Origin of the sequence: Massilia sp. (genome assembly GCF_032106685.1) — a bacterium.
GTDB lineage: Bacteria > Pseudomonadota > Gammaproteobacteria > Burkholderiales > Burkholderiaceae_D > Telluria.
The window spans coordinates 150,042-164,813 of record NZ_DAMCPG010000005.1; the positions used below are offsets into that span (position 1 = coordinate 150,042).

At 64.9% G+C, this 14,772-nt stretch carries 13 protein-coding genes; 4 read left to right on the plus strand and 9 right to left on the minus strand.

Going from position 1 to position 14,772, the window contains the following annotated elements; translation table 11 throughout:
- Nucleotides 1–178 precede the first annotated feature (178 nt).
- On the minus strand, nucleotides 179–1,207 hold the full coding sequence (pstS, locus tag RT688_RS05295) for a phosphate ABC transporter substrate-binding protein PstS (RefSeq protein ID WP_313703803.1): 1,029 nt from the start codon (nucleotides 1,205–1,207) through the stop codon (nucleotides 179–181).
- Between the two features lie 150 nt (nucleotides 1,208–1,357).
- On the opposite strand from pstS, the gene RT688_RS05300 reads away from it, so the two are divergent.
- Nucleotides 1,358–1,744 (plus strand): hypothetical protein, encoded by a 387-nt coding sequence (locus tag RT688_RS05300; RefSeq protein ID WP_313703804.1) that lies wholly within the window; start codon nucleotides 1,358–1,360, stop codon nucleotides 1,742–1,744.
- A gap of 28 nt (nucleotides 1,745–1,772) precedes the next feature.
- Entirely contained in the window at nucleotides 1,773–3,530 is a 1,758-nt protein-coding gene (gene ggt / locus RT688_RS05305; RefSeq protein ID WP_313703805.1) for a gamma-glutamyltransferase, read from the plus strand.
- Nucleotides 3,531–3,641: 111 nt separating this feature from the next.
- Here the strand turns inward: ggt and RT688_RS05310 are convergent, their stop codons facing one another.
- The 5 genes from RT688_RS05310 to RT688_RS05330 form a co-directional block, all read right to left on the minus strand.
- Nucleotides 3,642–5,069 carry a hypothetical protein gene (locus RT688_RS05310; RefSeq protein WP_313703806.1) on the minus strand — a complete coding sequence of 476 codons (1,428 nt, stop codon included), beginning with the start codon at nucleotides 5,067–5,069 and terminating at the stop codon, nucleotides 3,642–3,644.
- Nucleotides 5,066–5,935 (minus strand): ABC transporter ATP-binding protein, encoded by an 870-nt coding sequence (locus RT688_RS05315; protein ID WP_313703807.1) that lies wholly within the window; start codon nucleotides 5,933–5,935, stop codon nucleotides 5,066–5,068. Before RT688_RS05315 ends, RT688_RS05310 begins: the two co-directional genes overlap by 4 nt.
- The gene (locus tag RT688_RS05320) at nucleotides 5,932–6,330 is read right to left on the minus strand and encodes a GntR family transcriptional regulator (protein WP_313703808.1); all 399 of its coding nucleotides are present in this window, start codon (nucleotides 6,328–6,330) and stop codon (nucleotides 5,932–5,934) included. The genes RT688_RS05315 and RT688_RS05320 overlap by 4 nt, the downstream gene beginning before the upstream one ends.
- Nucleotides 6,331–6,684: 354 nt before the next feature.
- Nucleotides 6,685–8,664: a U32 family peptidase gene (locus RT688_RS05325; RefSeq protein ID WP_313703809.1), complete on the minus strand. Its 1,980-nt coding sequence runs from the start codon at nucleotides 8,662–8,664 to the stop codon at nucleotides 6,685–6,687.
- Between the two features lie 120 nt (nucleotides 8,665–8,784).
- Nucleotides 8,785–9,438 carry a VTT domain-containing protein gene (locus tag RT688_RS05330; protein WP_313703810.1) on the minus strand — a complete coding sequence of 218 codons (654 nt, stop codon included), beginning with the start codon at nucleotides 9,436–9,438 and terminating at the stop codon, nucleotides 8,785–8,787.
- A 415-nt stretch (nucleotides 9,439–9,853) separates the two neighbouring features.
- Here RT688_RS05330 and RT688_RS05335 point away from each other — a divergent pair, with 415 nt between their 5' ends.
- Both RT688_RS05335 and RT688_RS05340 read left to right on the plus strand, forming a co-directional pair.
- On the plus strand, nucleotides 9,854–10,591 hold the full coding sequence (locus tag RT688_RS05335; RefSeq protein ID WP_313703811.1) for a LemA family protein: 738 nt from the start codon (nucleotides 9,854–9,856) through the stop codon (nucleotides 10,589–10,591).
- Nucleotides 10,588–12,339, plus strand: coding sequence for an MAG1210 family protein (locus RT688_RS05340; protein WP_313703812.1), 1,752 nt, complete (start codon nucleotides 10,588–10,590; stop codon nucleotides 12,337–12,339). The genes RT688_RS05335 and RT688_RS05340 overlap by 4 nt, the downstream gene beginning before the upstream one ends.
- A 285-nt stretch (nucleotides 12,340–12,624) precedes the next feature.
- On the opposite strand, the gene RT688_RS05345 is transcribed toward RT688_RS05340, so the two are convergent.
- Genes RT688_RS05345 through RT688_RS05355 form a run of 3 tightly spaced genes read right to left on the minus strand, consistent with a single transcriptional unit; the run spans nucleotide 12,625 to nucleotide 14,553 of the window.
- On the minus strand, nucleotides 12,625–13,206 hold the full coding sequence (locus RT688_RS05345) for a TerD family protein (protein ID WP_313703813.1): 582 nt from the start codon (nucleotides 13,204–13,206) through the stop codon (nucleotides 12,625–12,627).
- 16 nt (nucleotides 13,207–13,222) lie between these two features.
- A complete protein-coding gene (locus tag RT688_RS05350; protein WP_312548406.1) occupies nucleotides 13,223–13,918 on the minus strand; it encodes a TIGR00266 family protein in 696 nt (231 codons plus the stop codon).
- A gap of 59 nt (nucleotides 13,919–13,977) precedes the next feature.
- Nucleotides 13,978–14,553 (minus strand): TerD family protein, encoded by a 576-nt coding sequence (locus tag RT688_RS05355; protein WP_313703814.1) that lies wholly within the window; start codon nucleotides 14,551–14,553, stop codon nucleotides 13,978–13,980.
- Between the last annotated feature and the right edge of the window lie 219 nt (nucleotides 14,554–14,772).

Genomic DNA, 14,772 nt, shown 5'->3' on the forward strand with positions numbered 1-14,772 from the left:
ACGGGGCGCTGGTGATCGACCGGTGAGACAGCGTGGACACAGGTGTCCACCCTACAACTCCGCGGTCCACGAAAAAAACGGCGGCTCCATTCCTGGAACCGCCGTTGAAACCTGGCCGCACGTCACCAGCGGCCAGCCCGATCCGGGGTGTCGAGGCCCCGTCCTGTGATCGTTCGAATCAGTAGATCGCGTTGCCCGAGGCGTCCTTCAGCTGGGCTTTCCATGCGCCCTGCACCAGCTTGACGACCGATGCCGGCATCGGCACGTAGTCCAGTTCGGCCGCGGCGGCGGCGCCGTTCTTGTAGGCGTAGTCGAAGAACTTCACGACTTCCTTGCCCTTGGTCGCGTCTTCCTGGGTCTTGTGCATCAGGATGTACGACACGCCCGTGATCGGCCAGCTGTTCTTGCCGGCGGTGTCGGTCAGGATCACGGCGAAGCCCGGGGTCTTGGTCCATTCGGCGCTGGCGGCGGCGGCCTTGAAGGCGTCGTCGTCCGGCTGCAGGTACTGGCCGTCCTTGTTCTTCAGCTGGGTGTGCGACAGCTTGTTCTTCTTGGCGTAGGCCCACTCGACGTAGCCGATCGAGCCCTTGATGCGCTGCACGTTGGCGGCGACGCCTTCGTTGCCCTTGCCGCCCACGCCCACGGCCCACTTGACCGAGGTGCCAGCGCCGATCTTCTGCTGGAAGTCCGGGTTCGTTTTCGACAGGTAGTCGGTGAACAGGAAGGAAGTGCCCGAGCTGTCGGCGCGGTGCACGACGGTGATGTCGGCGGCCGGCAGGTTCACGCCCGGGTTCAGGGCGGTAATTTCAGCAGCGTTCCACTTGGTGATCTTGCCCAGGTAGATGTCGGCCAGGACCGGGCCGGTCAGCTTCAGCTGGCCCGGGGTCACGCCTTCGACGTTGACCACGGCGACCACGCCGCCCATGATCGCCGGGAACTGCATCAGGCCGGCTTCTTCCAGCTCGGCGGCTTTGAGCGGCATGTCCGAGGCGCCGAAGTCGACGGTCTTGGCCTTGATCTGCTTGATGCCCGCGCCCGAGCCGACCGACTGGTAGTTCATGCCGACGCCGGTGGCGGCCTTGTACGATTCAGCCCACTTGGCGTAGATCGGGTACGGGAAGGTGGCGCCCGCGCCGGTCACGTCGGCGGCGAAAGCCGAGGTCATCACCATCGCGGCAGCGGCGCCGGCGATCATCGTTTTGAACATGTGCTTGATTTTCATATTGTCGTAACTCGGGGTTGGTTAAGTGACGAGCGGAAGTCTAGCCAGCGAATGTGACCGCTGTATGACCGATAATGAACGTCATGGCATTGCCGCTTTTGCTAAGATCGGGCGATCGAACCGACCGGATGCCCGATGCGCCACTTGCTCGCCCTGCCCCTCGCCTGCCTCATCCTCACGGCCTGCGCCGCCCCGCCGGGGCCTTCGGCGCGCGCCTTCACGCTGGCTCCCGGCGCAAGCGTCGAGGCCGCCCCCGGCGTGCTGCTGCGCTTCGAGGAGGTCGAGGACAGCCGCTGTCCGCCGGGCGTGCGCTGCGTCTGGGCCGGGCGCCTGAGCTGCCGCTTCAGCCTCACCCGCGCCGATGCCGCGCCCGAATCCTTTACGCTGGTGCCGGGCGAGGCCGCGCATGCCTCCAGCCTCCTCGGCGGCAGGCGCGTCGCGCTCGACGAAGCTTCCCTTCCCGCACCGGCCGCGCCGGATGCGCTTGCCAACCACCGCGTCACGGTGAAGGTGCTGCCGTGATGCGTTTTCACTCGCATAAACGCCATTCATGAGCAGATCCGCCCTCGCCCTCACACTCACCTTTTCCATCATCCTGCACGCGCCGCTTGCGAGCGCGAAAACGCCGGTGGCCACCGGCAGCGGCGGCGCCGTCGCCACCATCAGCGAGCAGGCATCAATGTCGGCCCTCGACATCCTGAACAAGGGCGGCAACGCCGTCGACGCCGCCGTGGCGGCCGCGGCGACCCTGGGCGTGACCGATCCGTTCAGCTGCGGCATCGGCGGCGGCGGCTTCATGGTGATCTACCTGGCCAAGGACAAGCGCGTGATCACGATCGACCACCGCGAAATGGCGCCTGCCGCCTTCACGCCGGCGGTCTTCCTCGACAACGGCAAGGAGATCGACTTCGAGAAGGCGGTTGCCAGCGGCGCCGCGGTCGGCGTGCCGGGCACGGTGCGCGGCTGGCACGAGGCGCTGGAACGCTACGGCACCATGCAGTTCAAGCAGGTGCTGGCGCCGGCCATCGACGTGGCCAGCAAAGGCTTCACGGTCAATGAAACTTTCTCTCATTTGACGCGCGAAAATGAAAGAAAATTTCAGCAGTTCTCGACAACCAGCGCCCTCTACCTGCGCAACGGCAAGGCGGTCACGCGCGGCACCCAGCTGCGCAATCCGGACATGGCCAAGGCCTACCGCGAGATCGCCGCGCGCGGCTACAAGGCGTTCTACGAAGGCCCGATGGCGCGCGCCATCGTCGGCGCCGTCAACCAGCCGCCCGTCGCCAAGGGCGCCAGCGTGCGCCCGGGCCGCATGACGCTGGCCGACCTCGCCAATTACGAGGCGCGCATCCGCCAGCCGGTGGTCAGCAGCTACCGCGGCTACGCGATCTACGGCATGCCCCTGCCGAGCAGCGGCGGCGTGGCGGTGGCCGAGGCGTTGAACATCCTGGAAGGCTATGACCTGAAAGCGCTGCCGCGCGCGAACGCCGAGCACCTCTACCTGGAAGCGAGCCGCCTCGCCTTTGCCGACCGCGACGCCTATTTGGCTGACCCGGAATACGTCGACGCGCCGGTGGCGGGCCTGCTCTCGAAGGCATACGCCGCCCGGCGCCGCGCGCTGATCGATCCGCAACGCGCCGGCAGGGAGGCCGCGGCGGGCGACCCCTACCTGTTCCAGGACGACCCGAGCATTCCGCTGCGCCCGCAAGCGCCGCCGCAGCGCGCGCTGCAGAAAGAAAGTCCCCATACCACCCACCTGACGGTCTCGGACAAGGACGGCAACGTGGTCTCCTACACCTTCACCATCGAGTCCTGGGGCGGCAGCGGGATCGTGGTGCCGGGCTATGGCTTCTTGCTGAACAACGAGATGACCGACTTCGATTTCACTGGGCCACGCCCGAACGTGCCGGAAGCCGGCAAGCGCCCGCGCAGCAGCATGGCGCCGACCATCGTGCTCAAGGACGGCAAGCCGGCCTTCACCATCGGCAGCCCGGGCGGCTCGACCATCATCACCACCGTGCTGCAGACCATCGTCAACCACGTCGACTTCGGCATGCCGATGAACGATGCCATCGATGCGGCGCGCCTGTCCGAGCGCAACGGCGCCGCGACGTCCGTCGAGCCGGGCTTTGCCGGCAGCGCCCAGGCCAGGGCGCTCGAAGCCTTCGGCCACAAGTGGGAAGAGCGGGCCGAGGAGATCGGCGCGGCGAACGCCATCGTGTTCAATCCGGACGGCACGGTAACGGCGGTCAGCGAAGGCAAGCGCCACGGCGTCGGGACCGCGCTGGTGCAGCGCCGCGGGCACTGATAAACAGGTAGGGTGGGTTCTCGAACCCACCTTCATGGCATGTGAACAGAGGCGAACGTCGCCACATGGCGGCGTTCAGGAGCGGTGGGTTCGAGAACCCACCCTACCGGTTCAGGCCAGGCGCCCGGCAGGGAAGGCATAGGGCGCGGTGTCGGCGCGCCTGAAGCCCCGGACGACCAAAGCGATCGCGATGGCAATGCTGACCAGCGCCGCCCCGGCCGTCACCGGCAGGCCGATGGCGCGCTGCGCCGCCACGGCGAGGCCGAAGCTGATCCCAAGCGACAGCGCGAAGCCGCACAGCAGGCGCCAGCCCAGCAGGCCGCTGCGGCGAGCGTGGTCGCGCAGGTTGGCGGCCACGAGCGGCAAGCTCAGGCAGCAGATGCAGGCCTGCATGAACAGGTTGGCTGCCGAGGCGCCGGTGATCAGGCCCAGGCACAGCACGGCTCCCGCCAGGATGCTCCACTCGGCCAGTGCGATACGCAGCAGCGTGCCGGACAGCCTGCGGTTGAAGTCCGGGGCGCCGGCCGGCATCGGCGGGACCAGCCGGATCAGGGCCTGTTCGGCGGCGGTGTCCTTCAGGCGCACATTCCGTAGCTCGCTGCCGAACAGCGGCATCAGCAACAATGGCAAGGCGAACAACCAGCCGAGCGCCGTGATCATGTCGTTCGTCTCGGCGCTGCCGAACAGGCGAAATCCAAACACCGCAATCGTCACCAGCCCCACGACGACAGCGAGCGAGATCGCCCGACCAAGCCAGTGATTCGTCGAACCGAGCAGGTGTCCGAGCAGCTTGCCGACGTCGCGCGCCTCGCAATCACGGCGCAGAACCCTGGCGTAGATCGAGGCACCGAGGTTGGTTTGCTTGCGCTCCCTGAACTGTCCATCGGTCGAAAGACGTTCCATCTGCAGCTTCTGCGCCTCGCGCGCCGCATAGTGGCGCTCGCCGCCGTCCATGTACATCGCCTGCAGGGAGAACGCGCAAAATGCCAGCATCAGCAGGGTGGCGACGACGAGGCCGGTGCCGCCCTTGACCTGGTCGATCAGTCCGGGGGGCAGGCTCTTGTTGAAAACGATGAGCATCCAGGCTGCGAACTGGACCCAGGCGCCGACGCGATGACCGCTCTGCCCCAGCCCGTAGGCGGCCAGCCAGGTGCCGGTGCCGAGGAAGACGAGCGCCGGCGCAAGGCGCGTGTCGAGCGACATCAGCGTGGCCGCGCCGACCGCGGTCAGCCAGACCAGCATCGTCAACCCGATCAGCCGCCGCCGCATGCGCGGCACCAGGCGCGCGGTAAAGGGCGAGTTCAGTTTCACCGCACCGGGAACGAAATACAGCATCCACCCGCCCAGCGCACCGCCGAGGGCCACCCGCAGCGCGAGGCCCGCCGTGAGCACCAGGTCCCCTTCTTTCATCTGGGCCAGCGCCCCGACCAGGACGGTGCCGATGGTGGTCAGTCCCAGCACGATCATGCTGGCACGCGGGTGGCGCGTGCTGAGCGCCATGCGCCACAACAGCCAGTAGTCCTTCAGCGCCGCGCTCATTGCGTCACCTCGATGAACAGGTCTTCCAGGCTGAGCGGCTCGACGCGCACGCCGGGCTGCGCGCGCAGGGTATCGGCGGCGGCGCCGTGAGTCACCACGCTGACCGTGCCGTCGGCCGCGCGCTGGCGCCGCAGTTCGCCCGCCAGCGGCTTGCCGTCGAGCAGAGCGCCCGGCCCGACGACGCGGCGCGCACCTTCGAGCAGCTCGTCGAGCCGGCCCTGCAGCGCGATCTTGCCGTCGCGCAGGAAGGCGAGATCGAGAGCGACGCGCTCCAGGTCCGACAGGATGTGGGTCGAGAACACCACCGTGGTGCCGCGCTCGATCACGCCGTCGATCAGCTCGCGCAGGAAGTCGCGCCGGCCGACCGGATCCAGCGCCGAGACCGGCTCGTCCAGCACCAGCAGTTCCGGATCGTGGGCCAGCGCGCGGATGATCGACAGGCGCTGCTGCTCGCCGCCGGAGAGCTTGCTGATCGGCTTGTTCTGCATCAGCGCATCGAAGCCCCAGCGTTCCAGCAGCGCGTCGACCTTGGCCGTGTTCCAGCGCGGGTACAGGGCCTGGAAGTAGCCCAGCATCTGGCGCGGCGTCATCCATTCGAACAGGTCGGATTTCTGCGGCACGTAGCCGATGCGGGCGCGGGTGGCGTCCGACAGGCGCGCCACGTCCTCGCCGTAGATGTGGACCGATCCAGCATCAAGCTCGCGCAGCCCGAGCAGGCATTCGAGCAGGGTCGACTTGCCGGCGCCGTTGCGGCCGAGCAGGCCGATCACCTGCCCCGGCATCACCTGCCAGTCGAGCTTGTCCAATACCATGGCGCTGCCGAAATGCTTGCTGATCGAACTACTCTGGATGATCGGGGTGGTCATGCTTGTTCCTTCAGGATTTGGGTAAAGAGGGAAACAACGGTGTCGGGATCGAGTTCGAGCTGGCGCGCTTCGAGGGCGGCGCGTTCCAGGGTCGGGCGTAGCAGTGCGGCGCGCTCGGCGGCGCTCTGGCCGCCGCCGGCGCGTTCGGCCACTTCCATGCCGAGCCCGCGGCGGCGCGCCAGCACCCCTTCCATCTCGAGCAGGCTGTAGGCCTTGGAAACGGTCATCGGGTTCAGCGCCAGCGCCTGGGCCAGCTCGCGCACGGACGGCATGCCGTCGCCGGGCGCCATCTGGCCGGCCGCGACCAGGCGCTTCACCTGCTCGACGAGCTGGCGGTAGATCGGCTCGGGCGACCCGGTGGAAATCGAAAACAGGTGGGCGGAATGGGTGGTCATGGTGTCTACTGTATTAGTTGATTAATACAGTAGACGTAATCGAATGTGATGTCAACAAGAAATATCAGACATCGGTGAACGGAGGGACGTAGGGTGGCGCGGCTCCACCCGAGCGATGGCACCTACGCGACCTGAAGGCCGCCCACGCGTTCAACCAGCAGGTGCCAATCGCATTTCGACCGGGACCCGTGTGTTGGACGCGTGGGCGGCATTCGGGCAGTGTGAAGGCGGCCGTTCGGGTATAGCCGCCCACCCTACGGGTCAAGCTCGCACGTTAACGATGGGCGAAAAAAAACCGGAGACATGTCCCCGGTTTCGTTGAACCCTGGCTACCGACTAGCCGTCCCCTGCACCCTACGCGGGCCGCTTGCGATGGAAGGTCAGCGGGCTATACGGCACGGCGGACGGCGGCGGCGAGCGCAGGATGCCGGGCTTCATGGCGCCGACGACGTGCATCTCGCACGGCTTGCAGTCGAAGCGCAGCGTGTAGGTGTCCTCGCCCGTGCTCAAGGTCATCGGCTCGGCCTTCACCTGGCCCTGCACGCCCTGCACGCCCTTGGCCTGTTTCGGGCACAGGTTGAACGAGAAGCGCAGGCAGTGCTTGGTGATCATCAGCGACACCTCGCCCGCTTCCTCGTGCGCCTCGTAGGCCGCGTCGATCAGGCCTACGCCGTGCTTGTGGTAGAACGCGCGCGCCTTTTCGTTGTAGACGTTGGCGAGGTAGGACAGCTGGGTCGCCGGATACACGGCGGGCGGCTCCACCGGCGCCTTGCGTTCGGGGCGCTCCCACGCCGCCAATCTCGCCGCCTCGTGCGCCGCCACGGCGTCGCGCCGCAGCGCATTGATGGCGGCGGCGGGCACGAACCACGGCTGCGACAGCGCCAGCACGATGCCGTCGGCTTCGAACATCGTGTTGCCCAGCTTGGTCAGGCTGGTGCGCAGCGCCGCATCGGCCTGATCAAGGTTGTGCGCCGGCTGCAGCGCCAACTGCGCGCGGGTCACGGTTTCGATGCCGTCCTCGTCGCGCAGGGTCAAGGAAAGACCGTCGTCCAGCTCCGCCAGCGTCAGGTGCAGCGCCACCTTGCGCTCGGCCGAGCGTTTCGTGAGCGCCGCCTCCCACTGGTGGTCGCGGTTGCGGTGCACCTGCGTGCCCGGCTTCAGGCCCGGCAAGGCGCTGACCGGCTCGTTCGGGAACACGCGCCAGCGCTGGCCGTCCTCGCTCTCCCCCAGCTTCTGCACGGTATTCACCTGGACGCCGACGCTGGCGCGCTTGTTCATGTAGTTCAGGCCGTCGCCGTTGGCCAGGGCGACGTCGGTCATCATCTCGAAGTGATCAAGGCCGACCTTGGTGACGGCGCCGACTTCCACGCCCAGGTACTTCGGCGAATCGAAGGCGCCGATGTCGTCCTGGCGGCCCTGGGCGAAGTAATCGGTGTGGCCGCGGTTGAAGTTCTTGTCGACGTCGGGCGTGAAGAAGATCTGGGTGTGGCCGCTGGCGGCGCGCACGAAACCGGAACGACCCGCCGCGCGGCGCTCCAGGATCTCGTCGAGCAGCAGGCGGTAGTGGGCCGTGATGTTCTTCACGTAGCCCATGTCCTTGTAGCGGCCCTCGATCTTGAACGAGCGGATGCCGGCGTCGATCAGCGCTTCCAGGTTGCGGCTCTGGTCGTTGTCCTTCATCGACAGCAGGTGCTTGTCGTAGGCGACGACGCCGCCCTTGCTGTCGGTCAGGGTGTAGGGCAGGCGGCAGGCCTGGGAACAGTCGCCGCGGTTGGCGCTGCGGCCCGTGTCCGCGTGCGAGATGTAGCACTGCCCGGAAAACGCGACGCACAGGGCGCCATGGATGAAGTATTCGAGCGGCGTGTCGACCTCGGCGCGGATCTTTCGGATCTGTTCGACCGTCAGCTCGCGCGCCAGCACCAGCTGGGAGAAGCCGACGTCGCCCAGGAATTTCGCCTTCTCCACGGTGCGGATGTCGCACTGGGTGCTGGCGTGCAGCTGGATCGGCGGCAGGTCGATTTCCAGCAGCCCCATGTCCTGGATGATCAGGGCGTCGACGCCCGCCTCGTACAGCTGCCAGACCTGCTTGCGCGCCAGCTCGAGTTCGGCGTCGTGCATGATCGTGTTCATGGTCACGAAGATGCGCGCGCGGTAGCGGTGGGCGAACTGCACCAGGCTGGCGATCTCCTCCAGCGAATTACTGGCATTGTGGCGGGCGCCAAAGGCGGGGCCGCCGATATAGACGGCGTCGGCGCCGTGCAGGATGGCCTCGCGGCCGATCTCGGCGGTTTTGGCGGGCGACAGCAGTTCGAGCTGGTGGTCGAGTAGAGACATGGCGCATTCCTCTGGGACGAAGGCGCAGATTATAGCTTTGCGAATAGCGCGTGTCATGGTTGCCGGGGCCATGCGACTGGACATGGCCCCGGCCGGGCCGCGGGCAACGCCGCGCCCGGATCAGGCGCTCGGGTTGCTGCGCCTGCTGCGCGAACGCTCCTGGAGCCAGGCCACGATGCCCGGCACCAGCGACAGGACGATGATGCCGAGGATGACCGCGGTCAGGTTCTCGTTCACCCACTTGATGTTGCCGAAGGCAAAGCCGGCCACCGTCAGCGAGACCACCCACAAGGTGCCGCCCAGGACGTTGTAGGACAGGAAAGTGGAATAGCGCATGCTGCCGAGCGCGGCGACGAAGGGCGCCAGGGTGCGCACGATGGGAACGTAGCGCGCCAGCACGATGGTCTTGGGACCGTGGCGCTCGAAGAAACGCTCGGTATGGGCGATGTGCTCGGCCTTGATGAAACGCAGCCGGTATCCATTCTTGATGCGATCGCGGAACATGCTGCCGATCGCGAAGTTGACGATATCGCCGAGCACCGCCGCGACGATCAAGAGCGGGATCAGCACCGGCAGCGACAGCAGGCCTTTCGCCGCCAGGGCGCCGGTGACGAACAACAGCGAGTCGCCCGGCAGGAAGGGCATCACGACCACCCCTGTCTCGACGAAGATCACGGCGAACAGCAGTACGTAGACCAGGATGTGGTAGTCGGCCGCCAGGACCGCGAGGTGGCGGTCGAGGTGGAGGAACCATTCGAGCAGGGTAGTCAGCATAAGGTTTGTCTTTGCGTTGTGTTGTGAATCGTCGAGCCAAACGCATTGTAATGCCTGGCTTGCCGCCGAACCAACGCAGCGACAAGTTCGAACAAACCTGCAGCGGACAGCAAACGCTTTCGTGAGGACTTTGTTGATTTAAGACGACGCTGAATGCATGTCGCAACTCCCCCACTTGATTGCTTTCTGTTAAGCAAGATATGATCGAAAAAAATAATGTTTTAAAGAAATTTAAATAAAACATTTGATCCAAGTTTTTATCCAATAAAACTTTCTTAGAGCGCCTAACAAAACTGTCAGGGCAAGGCGCAGCGCCGAAGACAGAACGAGGGTACGGCGAGGCGCTGCAACGCAGCCATGGCGGTTTTGTTAGGCGCTCTTAATCATCAAGCATCGCGCAAAAGGATTTTCAGGTATGGCAAACGAATTGGACGAAGTAACCGGCCCGGTCGACGAGGCAGGTCGCGATGTCAACGTCATCAACAAGCAGATCCCTGTCCGCATCGGCGCCGGTTCGCTCATCTTCGAGATCGCGCTGTGGACGGTCATTCCGATCATCGGCGCCGTGGCGCTGCTGACCGATGCCTTGCCGCGCACGCAAAGCCTGGGCCTCCTGGTCCTGGGCGCCCTGCCGGGCCTGGTCTTCCAGTTCATGAAGGTGTTCGCCCTGGCGAACCTGCGCAAGCTGCAGCAGAAGATCCAGGCCGATGCGTCGCAGATCGACAATTACCTGGAGCAGCGCGTCGTCGTCCTGAACAACGTGGTGGGCCTGGTCGCAAAAGCGATCGATCTCGACAAGGATGTGATGAAGTCGGTCGCTGCGTATCGGAGCGGGCACAACGCCGATGCCGAACGCAACCAGGCCTCGCAGAAAATCGACGGTATTTTCTCGCGCATTAACCTCGCCTGCGAGGCCTACCCGGAACTGAAAGCGCAAGCCGTGATTGCGGACGCCATGCGCCAGAACAGTTATCTGCAAAAGGAAGTGACCGCGGCGCGCACGCTGTATAACGATACCGTCGGCATGTGGAACCAGGACATCTTTGCCTGGCCGACCAAGCAGATCGTGGCGGCGCGCGCAGGCTATACCACGCGCATTCCGTTTACCGCCTCCGCCGAAACCAAGGCTGCCGCCCGGAGCGTCTTCTTTTGATCGACGACGTCCACGAGCCGCTGGGGCAGTTCGCATCCCATTTCAAGGCTGCCCACGTCGAGCATACCTCGGACTTTTTCGAGGACCTCGTGCGCCGCTCGGGCGTCGACGAAAACGCCAACATCCAGACGGTGCGGGAACTGCGCGAGCTCGAACAGCGGACCGCGGGCGAAGGCAGCTCGAACAAGGGATGGCGCATCCTGCGCGGCTTCGCCATCGCCTGCGCGCTGCTGGGGGCGCTGTACATCCTCGCCTATTACTCGTGGCCATGGCTCGCGCTGCCGGCGATCCTGCTGCTTCCCGCCATGCTGTGGCTGAACCGCGTCATCAACGATTCCGACGCGCAGCTGAAACGGCTGCGGGACGCCTGCGACGCGAAGCGCGCCGTGGCTTGGAGCCAGATGGCGCCGCTGAACCGCCTGTACGACTGGGATATCGTGGCGAAGCTGGTGCAGAAAACGGTGCCGCGCATCGCCTTCGACGCGTATTTCAGCAACGGCCGCATGCAGGAGCTGCGCAACAGCTCCGGCTGGTCCGGCCAGCTCGGCGAGGACCATTCCATCGTGTTTTCGCACAGCGGCGTATTGAACGGCAACCCCTTCATTCTTGCGCGCACCCTGTCGCACTGGATGGGCAGCAAGACCTACCATGGCTCGCTCCAGATCAGCTGGACCGAGCAGCATCTGAATGCCCAAGGCAAGTGGGAAACCCGGACCCGCCACGAGACGCTGAACGCATCGATCGAACGCCCCTTCCCCGAGTACGAAAACCGGACCTTTATCGTCTACGGCAATGAAGCGGCGCCCGACCTCGTCTTCAGCCGCAACCCGTCGACACTCTCCAGCCTGGATGACGGCTTGTTCTATCGATGGCGCAAGAATCGCGCCATCAAGAAGCTGGAAGCGAAATCGCGGGATGTCGGCGACGGAAATACGTTTACGGTGATGTCGAACCGGGAATTCGACGCCTTGTTCGCTGCCACGGACCGCAACCATGAGGTGCAGTTCCGGCTCTTGTTCACGCCCCTGGCGCAGCAGGAAATGCTGAAGCTGCTCAAAGATGACGCGATCGGTTTCGGCGACACCTTCGTGTTCGAGAAAACGGGCATGATCAACATGGTGGAAGCGGGACACATGCGCCAGACCGATATCGGCGGCGAGCCGTGGAAATTCCATGCCTATGAACTGGCCCACGCACGCGCCTTCTTCAACGGCTACCACAACGATTTCTTCAAGTCCTTCTACTTCGGGATCGCTCCCCTGCTCGCCATCCCCCTGTACCAGCAGCATCGGCCGCATGCGGACATCTACAGGGATACCTACTCGCACCAGCCCTGTTTCTGGGAGCATGAATCGATCGCCAATTACCACGGCGAGGCGGTGTTCAGGCATCCCGAATGCGTTACCCGCAGCATCCTGAAGACCGCCATCCACGGCGAGGCCGACGGCGCGCAGACAGTGCGCGTGACGGCCAGCGGCTTTCGCAGCGTCAAGCGCGTCCACTACGTGTCGGTCCACGGCGGCGATGGACGCTCGCATCGGGTCCCGGTGCATTGGGACGAGTATTTCGATGTCGAGAACAGCGCCGACATGCTGGTCAGGGAAGCGGCCGCGCCAGGCCAGGTGGCGGACGAGGCCGCGGCGGACGGCAACAACGGCGCATTGCCGCCGGCGTTTTCCGGGCATGGCATCGATGCCGGGAAAACGGTCCTGCGCCGCTCGGTTTTCTCGGCGGTCCTGCCTGGATAATGCTTCAAGGTAGGGTGGGCACGCCGTGCCCACGCGTTAGGTGCGCATCCTTTTTTCGATGGCTGGCACTGATCGCCCGCCGACTTCAAGCTGGGTCCGGTTTGCGCCCATTGCACACGTTGCGAGTGGCCCGTCGCCGCCTTTGACTAGCGGCTACGCCCGTAACGCGTGGGCACGGGGTGCCCACCCTACGAATGCCGGATTAGCGCAAGAAACACCGCGCAAGAAGACGAAAAAAAACCGGGGACGCGTCCCCGGTTTTTTATTGACGCCTGTGAAAACCGATCACAGGTGCGGCGTGATCGCCGGCATCAAGTCGTCGAAGGTGCGGCCGCTGGCGTTTTCGCCGATCGCGTGCATCTTCCACTCGCCGTTGTGGCGGTACAGCTTGGCCATCACCTGGGCGGTGTGGGCGCCCTGCACCGACAGGTCGTAGCGCGCCACTTCCTTGTTGCCGGAGGCGTCGACCAGGCGGCAGTAGGCGTTCTGGACCTGCGAGAAGTTCTGGCCGGTGAAGCTGTTCACCGTGAACACCAGCGATTTCACGTTGGCCGGCACCGCGCTCAGGTCGACGTTGATCTGCTCGTCGTCGCCGTCGCCGGCGCCGGTGCGGTTGTCGCCGGTATGGACGATGCTGCCGTCCTTGCTCTTCAGCTGGCGGAACCAGACCACGTCCACCGGACGGTTCGACTCGTCGAACATCACCACCGAGGCGTCGAGGTCAACGCTTTCGGTTTTGCCGCCGAAGCCGAAGAAGCCCTTCGACTTGATGGCGTCCCAGCCCAGGCCCATGGTGACGCGGGTGAGCGCGCCGCCGCCTTCCTTGCTGAGTGAAATCTTCTGGCCTTTTTGCAGATTGACTGACATTGTGTATCTCCTAGTTTCAGCGCGCGGGGGTTTGCATCCAGGCCTTGAAGGCGGCGCGGTTACGCGAACACACGTAGACCTTGCCCTTCCCCGAAAAGCGCAGGACCATGCCCTCGCCGCTGGTTTGGCTGTTGATCAGGTTACCCAGGAAGCCGCCGCTGGTGCCGGTCGTGATCGAGATCTCGTACTGCAGCGTGCTGTCCCAGCACACGACGTGCGAGTTGTCGATGATCGCATCCTTGCCCGGCTCCACTTCCAGCATCGACATCGAGCCGAATCCCGACACCACCACCTGGCCCTGCCCCGTCGTCTCGGTGACGAAGAAGCCGCCGCTGTTGGCGAACAGCGCGTTGCCCAAGCTCTGGGTGCGCACCTTCAGGTCCACGCCCGAGCTGGCGGCAACGAAGGCGCCGTCGCTGATGATGTACTGGTTCGGGCCGCAGTCGACGATCTGCATCGCCCCCGGCAGGGTCGGCGACAGCAGGCAGTCGCCGTCGCCGCGCGTCGCTTCGATGTGCTGCTGGAAGAACGATTCGCCGTTGGCGAAGGTGCGCATCAATGCGCTGCCGAGCCCGCCCTTCATCTTGCCTTTGAGGTCGAGCGTCGATTCCATCATCACCATCGCGTCGGATTCGCAATAGATGGTCTCGCCTCTCCTCATCGACACGTGCAGGAAGGGATCGACATCTCCGGTCACGGTAAAAGTTGGCATTTCTAAGCTTCCTTTCTTGGTGCGGCCCCCGGTCGGGGGGACCGCGAACCTCTTATTGTTTAAACGTTGACGCCGTAGTTCTTGGCGAGCGGACCCAGGCCGCCCTGGAAGCCCTGGCCAATGGCGCGGAATTTCCAGTCGGCGCCATTACGATACACCTCGCCGAAGATCATTGCCGCTTCCGTCGAGCCGTCTTCCGACAGGTCGTAGCGGGCGATCTCCGCGTCGCCGTTGGCGTTGACGCAGCGGATGAAGGCCTTGCCGACCATGCCGAAGTTCTGGCGGCGGGTCTCGGCGTCGTGGATGGTCACGGCCAGCACGATCTTGTCGACGTCGGCCGGCACTTTCGTCAGGTCGATCGCGACGGTTTCGTCGTCGCCCGCGCCTTCGCCGGTCTTGTTGTCGCCCGAGTGGACGACCGAGCCGTCGGCCGACTTCAGGTTGTTGTAGAAGATGAAGTCGGCGTCCGAACGGACCTTGCCGCTGCTGTTCAGCATGAAGACGGCGCCGTCGAGGTCGAAGCCAGCGCCGTCGGTGGCGCGGGTATCCCAGCCGAGGCCGACCTTCAGGTTGGTCAGGCCGGGGGCTTCTTTCGACAGGTTGACGTTGCCGCCTTTTTGCAGACTGATTGCCATGATGTGTTTCTCCTAAGATTGAGGACTTCTTGTGAACACCGGGGTTGTACGCGCAGCGAGCTGGTGTTCTGCCGCTCGCCGGGCGGTTCGTTTGCGGGGCGCCTGTGGCGCCGCCGCGTTAACCTGTAACACTGTGCTGCCGTAACGCGTGGGTTCGAGAACCCACCCTACAACTGCGGGTTTTCGTAGGGTGGGTTCTTGAACCCACGCGGTACGACG

What these genes read in the sequence shown, in the direction of transcription:
- RT688_RS05310 (WP_313703806.1), bottom strand. Translation starts at nt 5,069, where the DNA reads ATGAGCGCGGCGCTGAAGGACTACTGGCTGTTGTGGCGCATGGCGCTC.
- pstS (WP_313703803.1), bottom strand. Translation starts at nt 1,207, where the DNA reads ATGTTCAAAACGATGATCGCCGGCGCCGCTGCCGCGATGGTGATGACC.
- RT688_RS05330 (WP_313703810.1), bottom strand. Translation starts at nt 9,438, where the DNA reads ATGCTGACTACCCTGCTCGAATGGTTCCTCCACCTCGACCGCCACCTC.
- RT688_RS05320 (WP_313703808.1), bottom strand. Translation starts at nt 6,330, where the DNA reads ATGACCACCCATTCCGCCCACCTGTTTTCGATTTCCACCGGGTCGCCC.
- RT688_RS05300 (WP_313703804.1), top strand. Translation starts at nt 1,358, where the DNA reads ATGCGCCACTTGCTCGCCCTGCCCCTCGCCTGCCTCATCCTCACGGCC.
- RT688_RS05350 (WP_312548406.1), bottom strand. Translation starts at nt 13,918, where the DNA reads ATGCCAACTTTTACCGTGACCGGAGATGTCGATCCCTTCCTGCACGTG.
- ggt (WP_313703805.1), top strand. Translation starts at nt 1,773, where the DNA reads ATGAGCAGATCCGCCCTCGCCCTCACACTCACCTTTTCCATCATCCTG.
- RT688_RS05325 (WP_313703809.1), bottom strand. Translation starts at nt 8,664, where the DNA reads ATGTCTCTACTCGACCACCAGCTCGAACTGCTGTCGCCCGCCAAAACC.
- RT688_RS05335 (WP_313703811.1), top strand. Translation starts at nt 9,854, where the DNA reads ATGGCAAACGAATTGGACGAAGTAACCGGCCCGGTCGACGAGGCAGGT.
- RT688_RS05355 (WP_313703814.1), bottom strand. Translation starts at nt 14,553, where the DNA reads ATGGCAATCAGTCTGCAAAAAGGCGGCAACGTCAACCTGTCGAAAGAA.
- RT688_RS05315 (WP_313703807.1), bottom strand. Translation starts at nt 5,935, where the DNA reads ATGACCACCCCGATCATCCAGAGTAGTTCGATCAGCAAGCATTTCGGC.
- RT688_RS05345 (WP_313703813.1), bottom strand. Translation starts at nt 13,206, where the DNA reads ATGTCAGTCAATCTGCAAAAAGGCCAGAAGATTTCACTCAGCAAGGAA.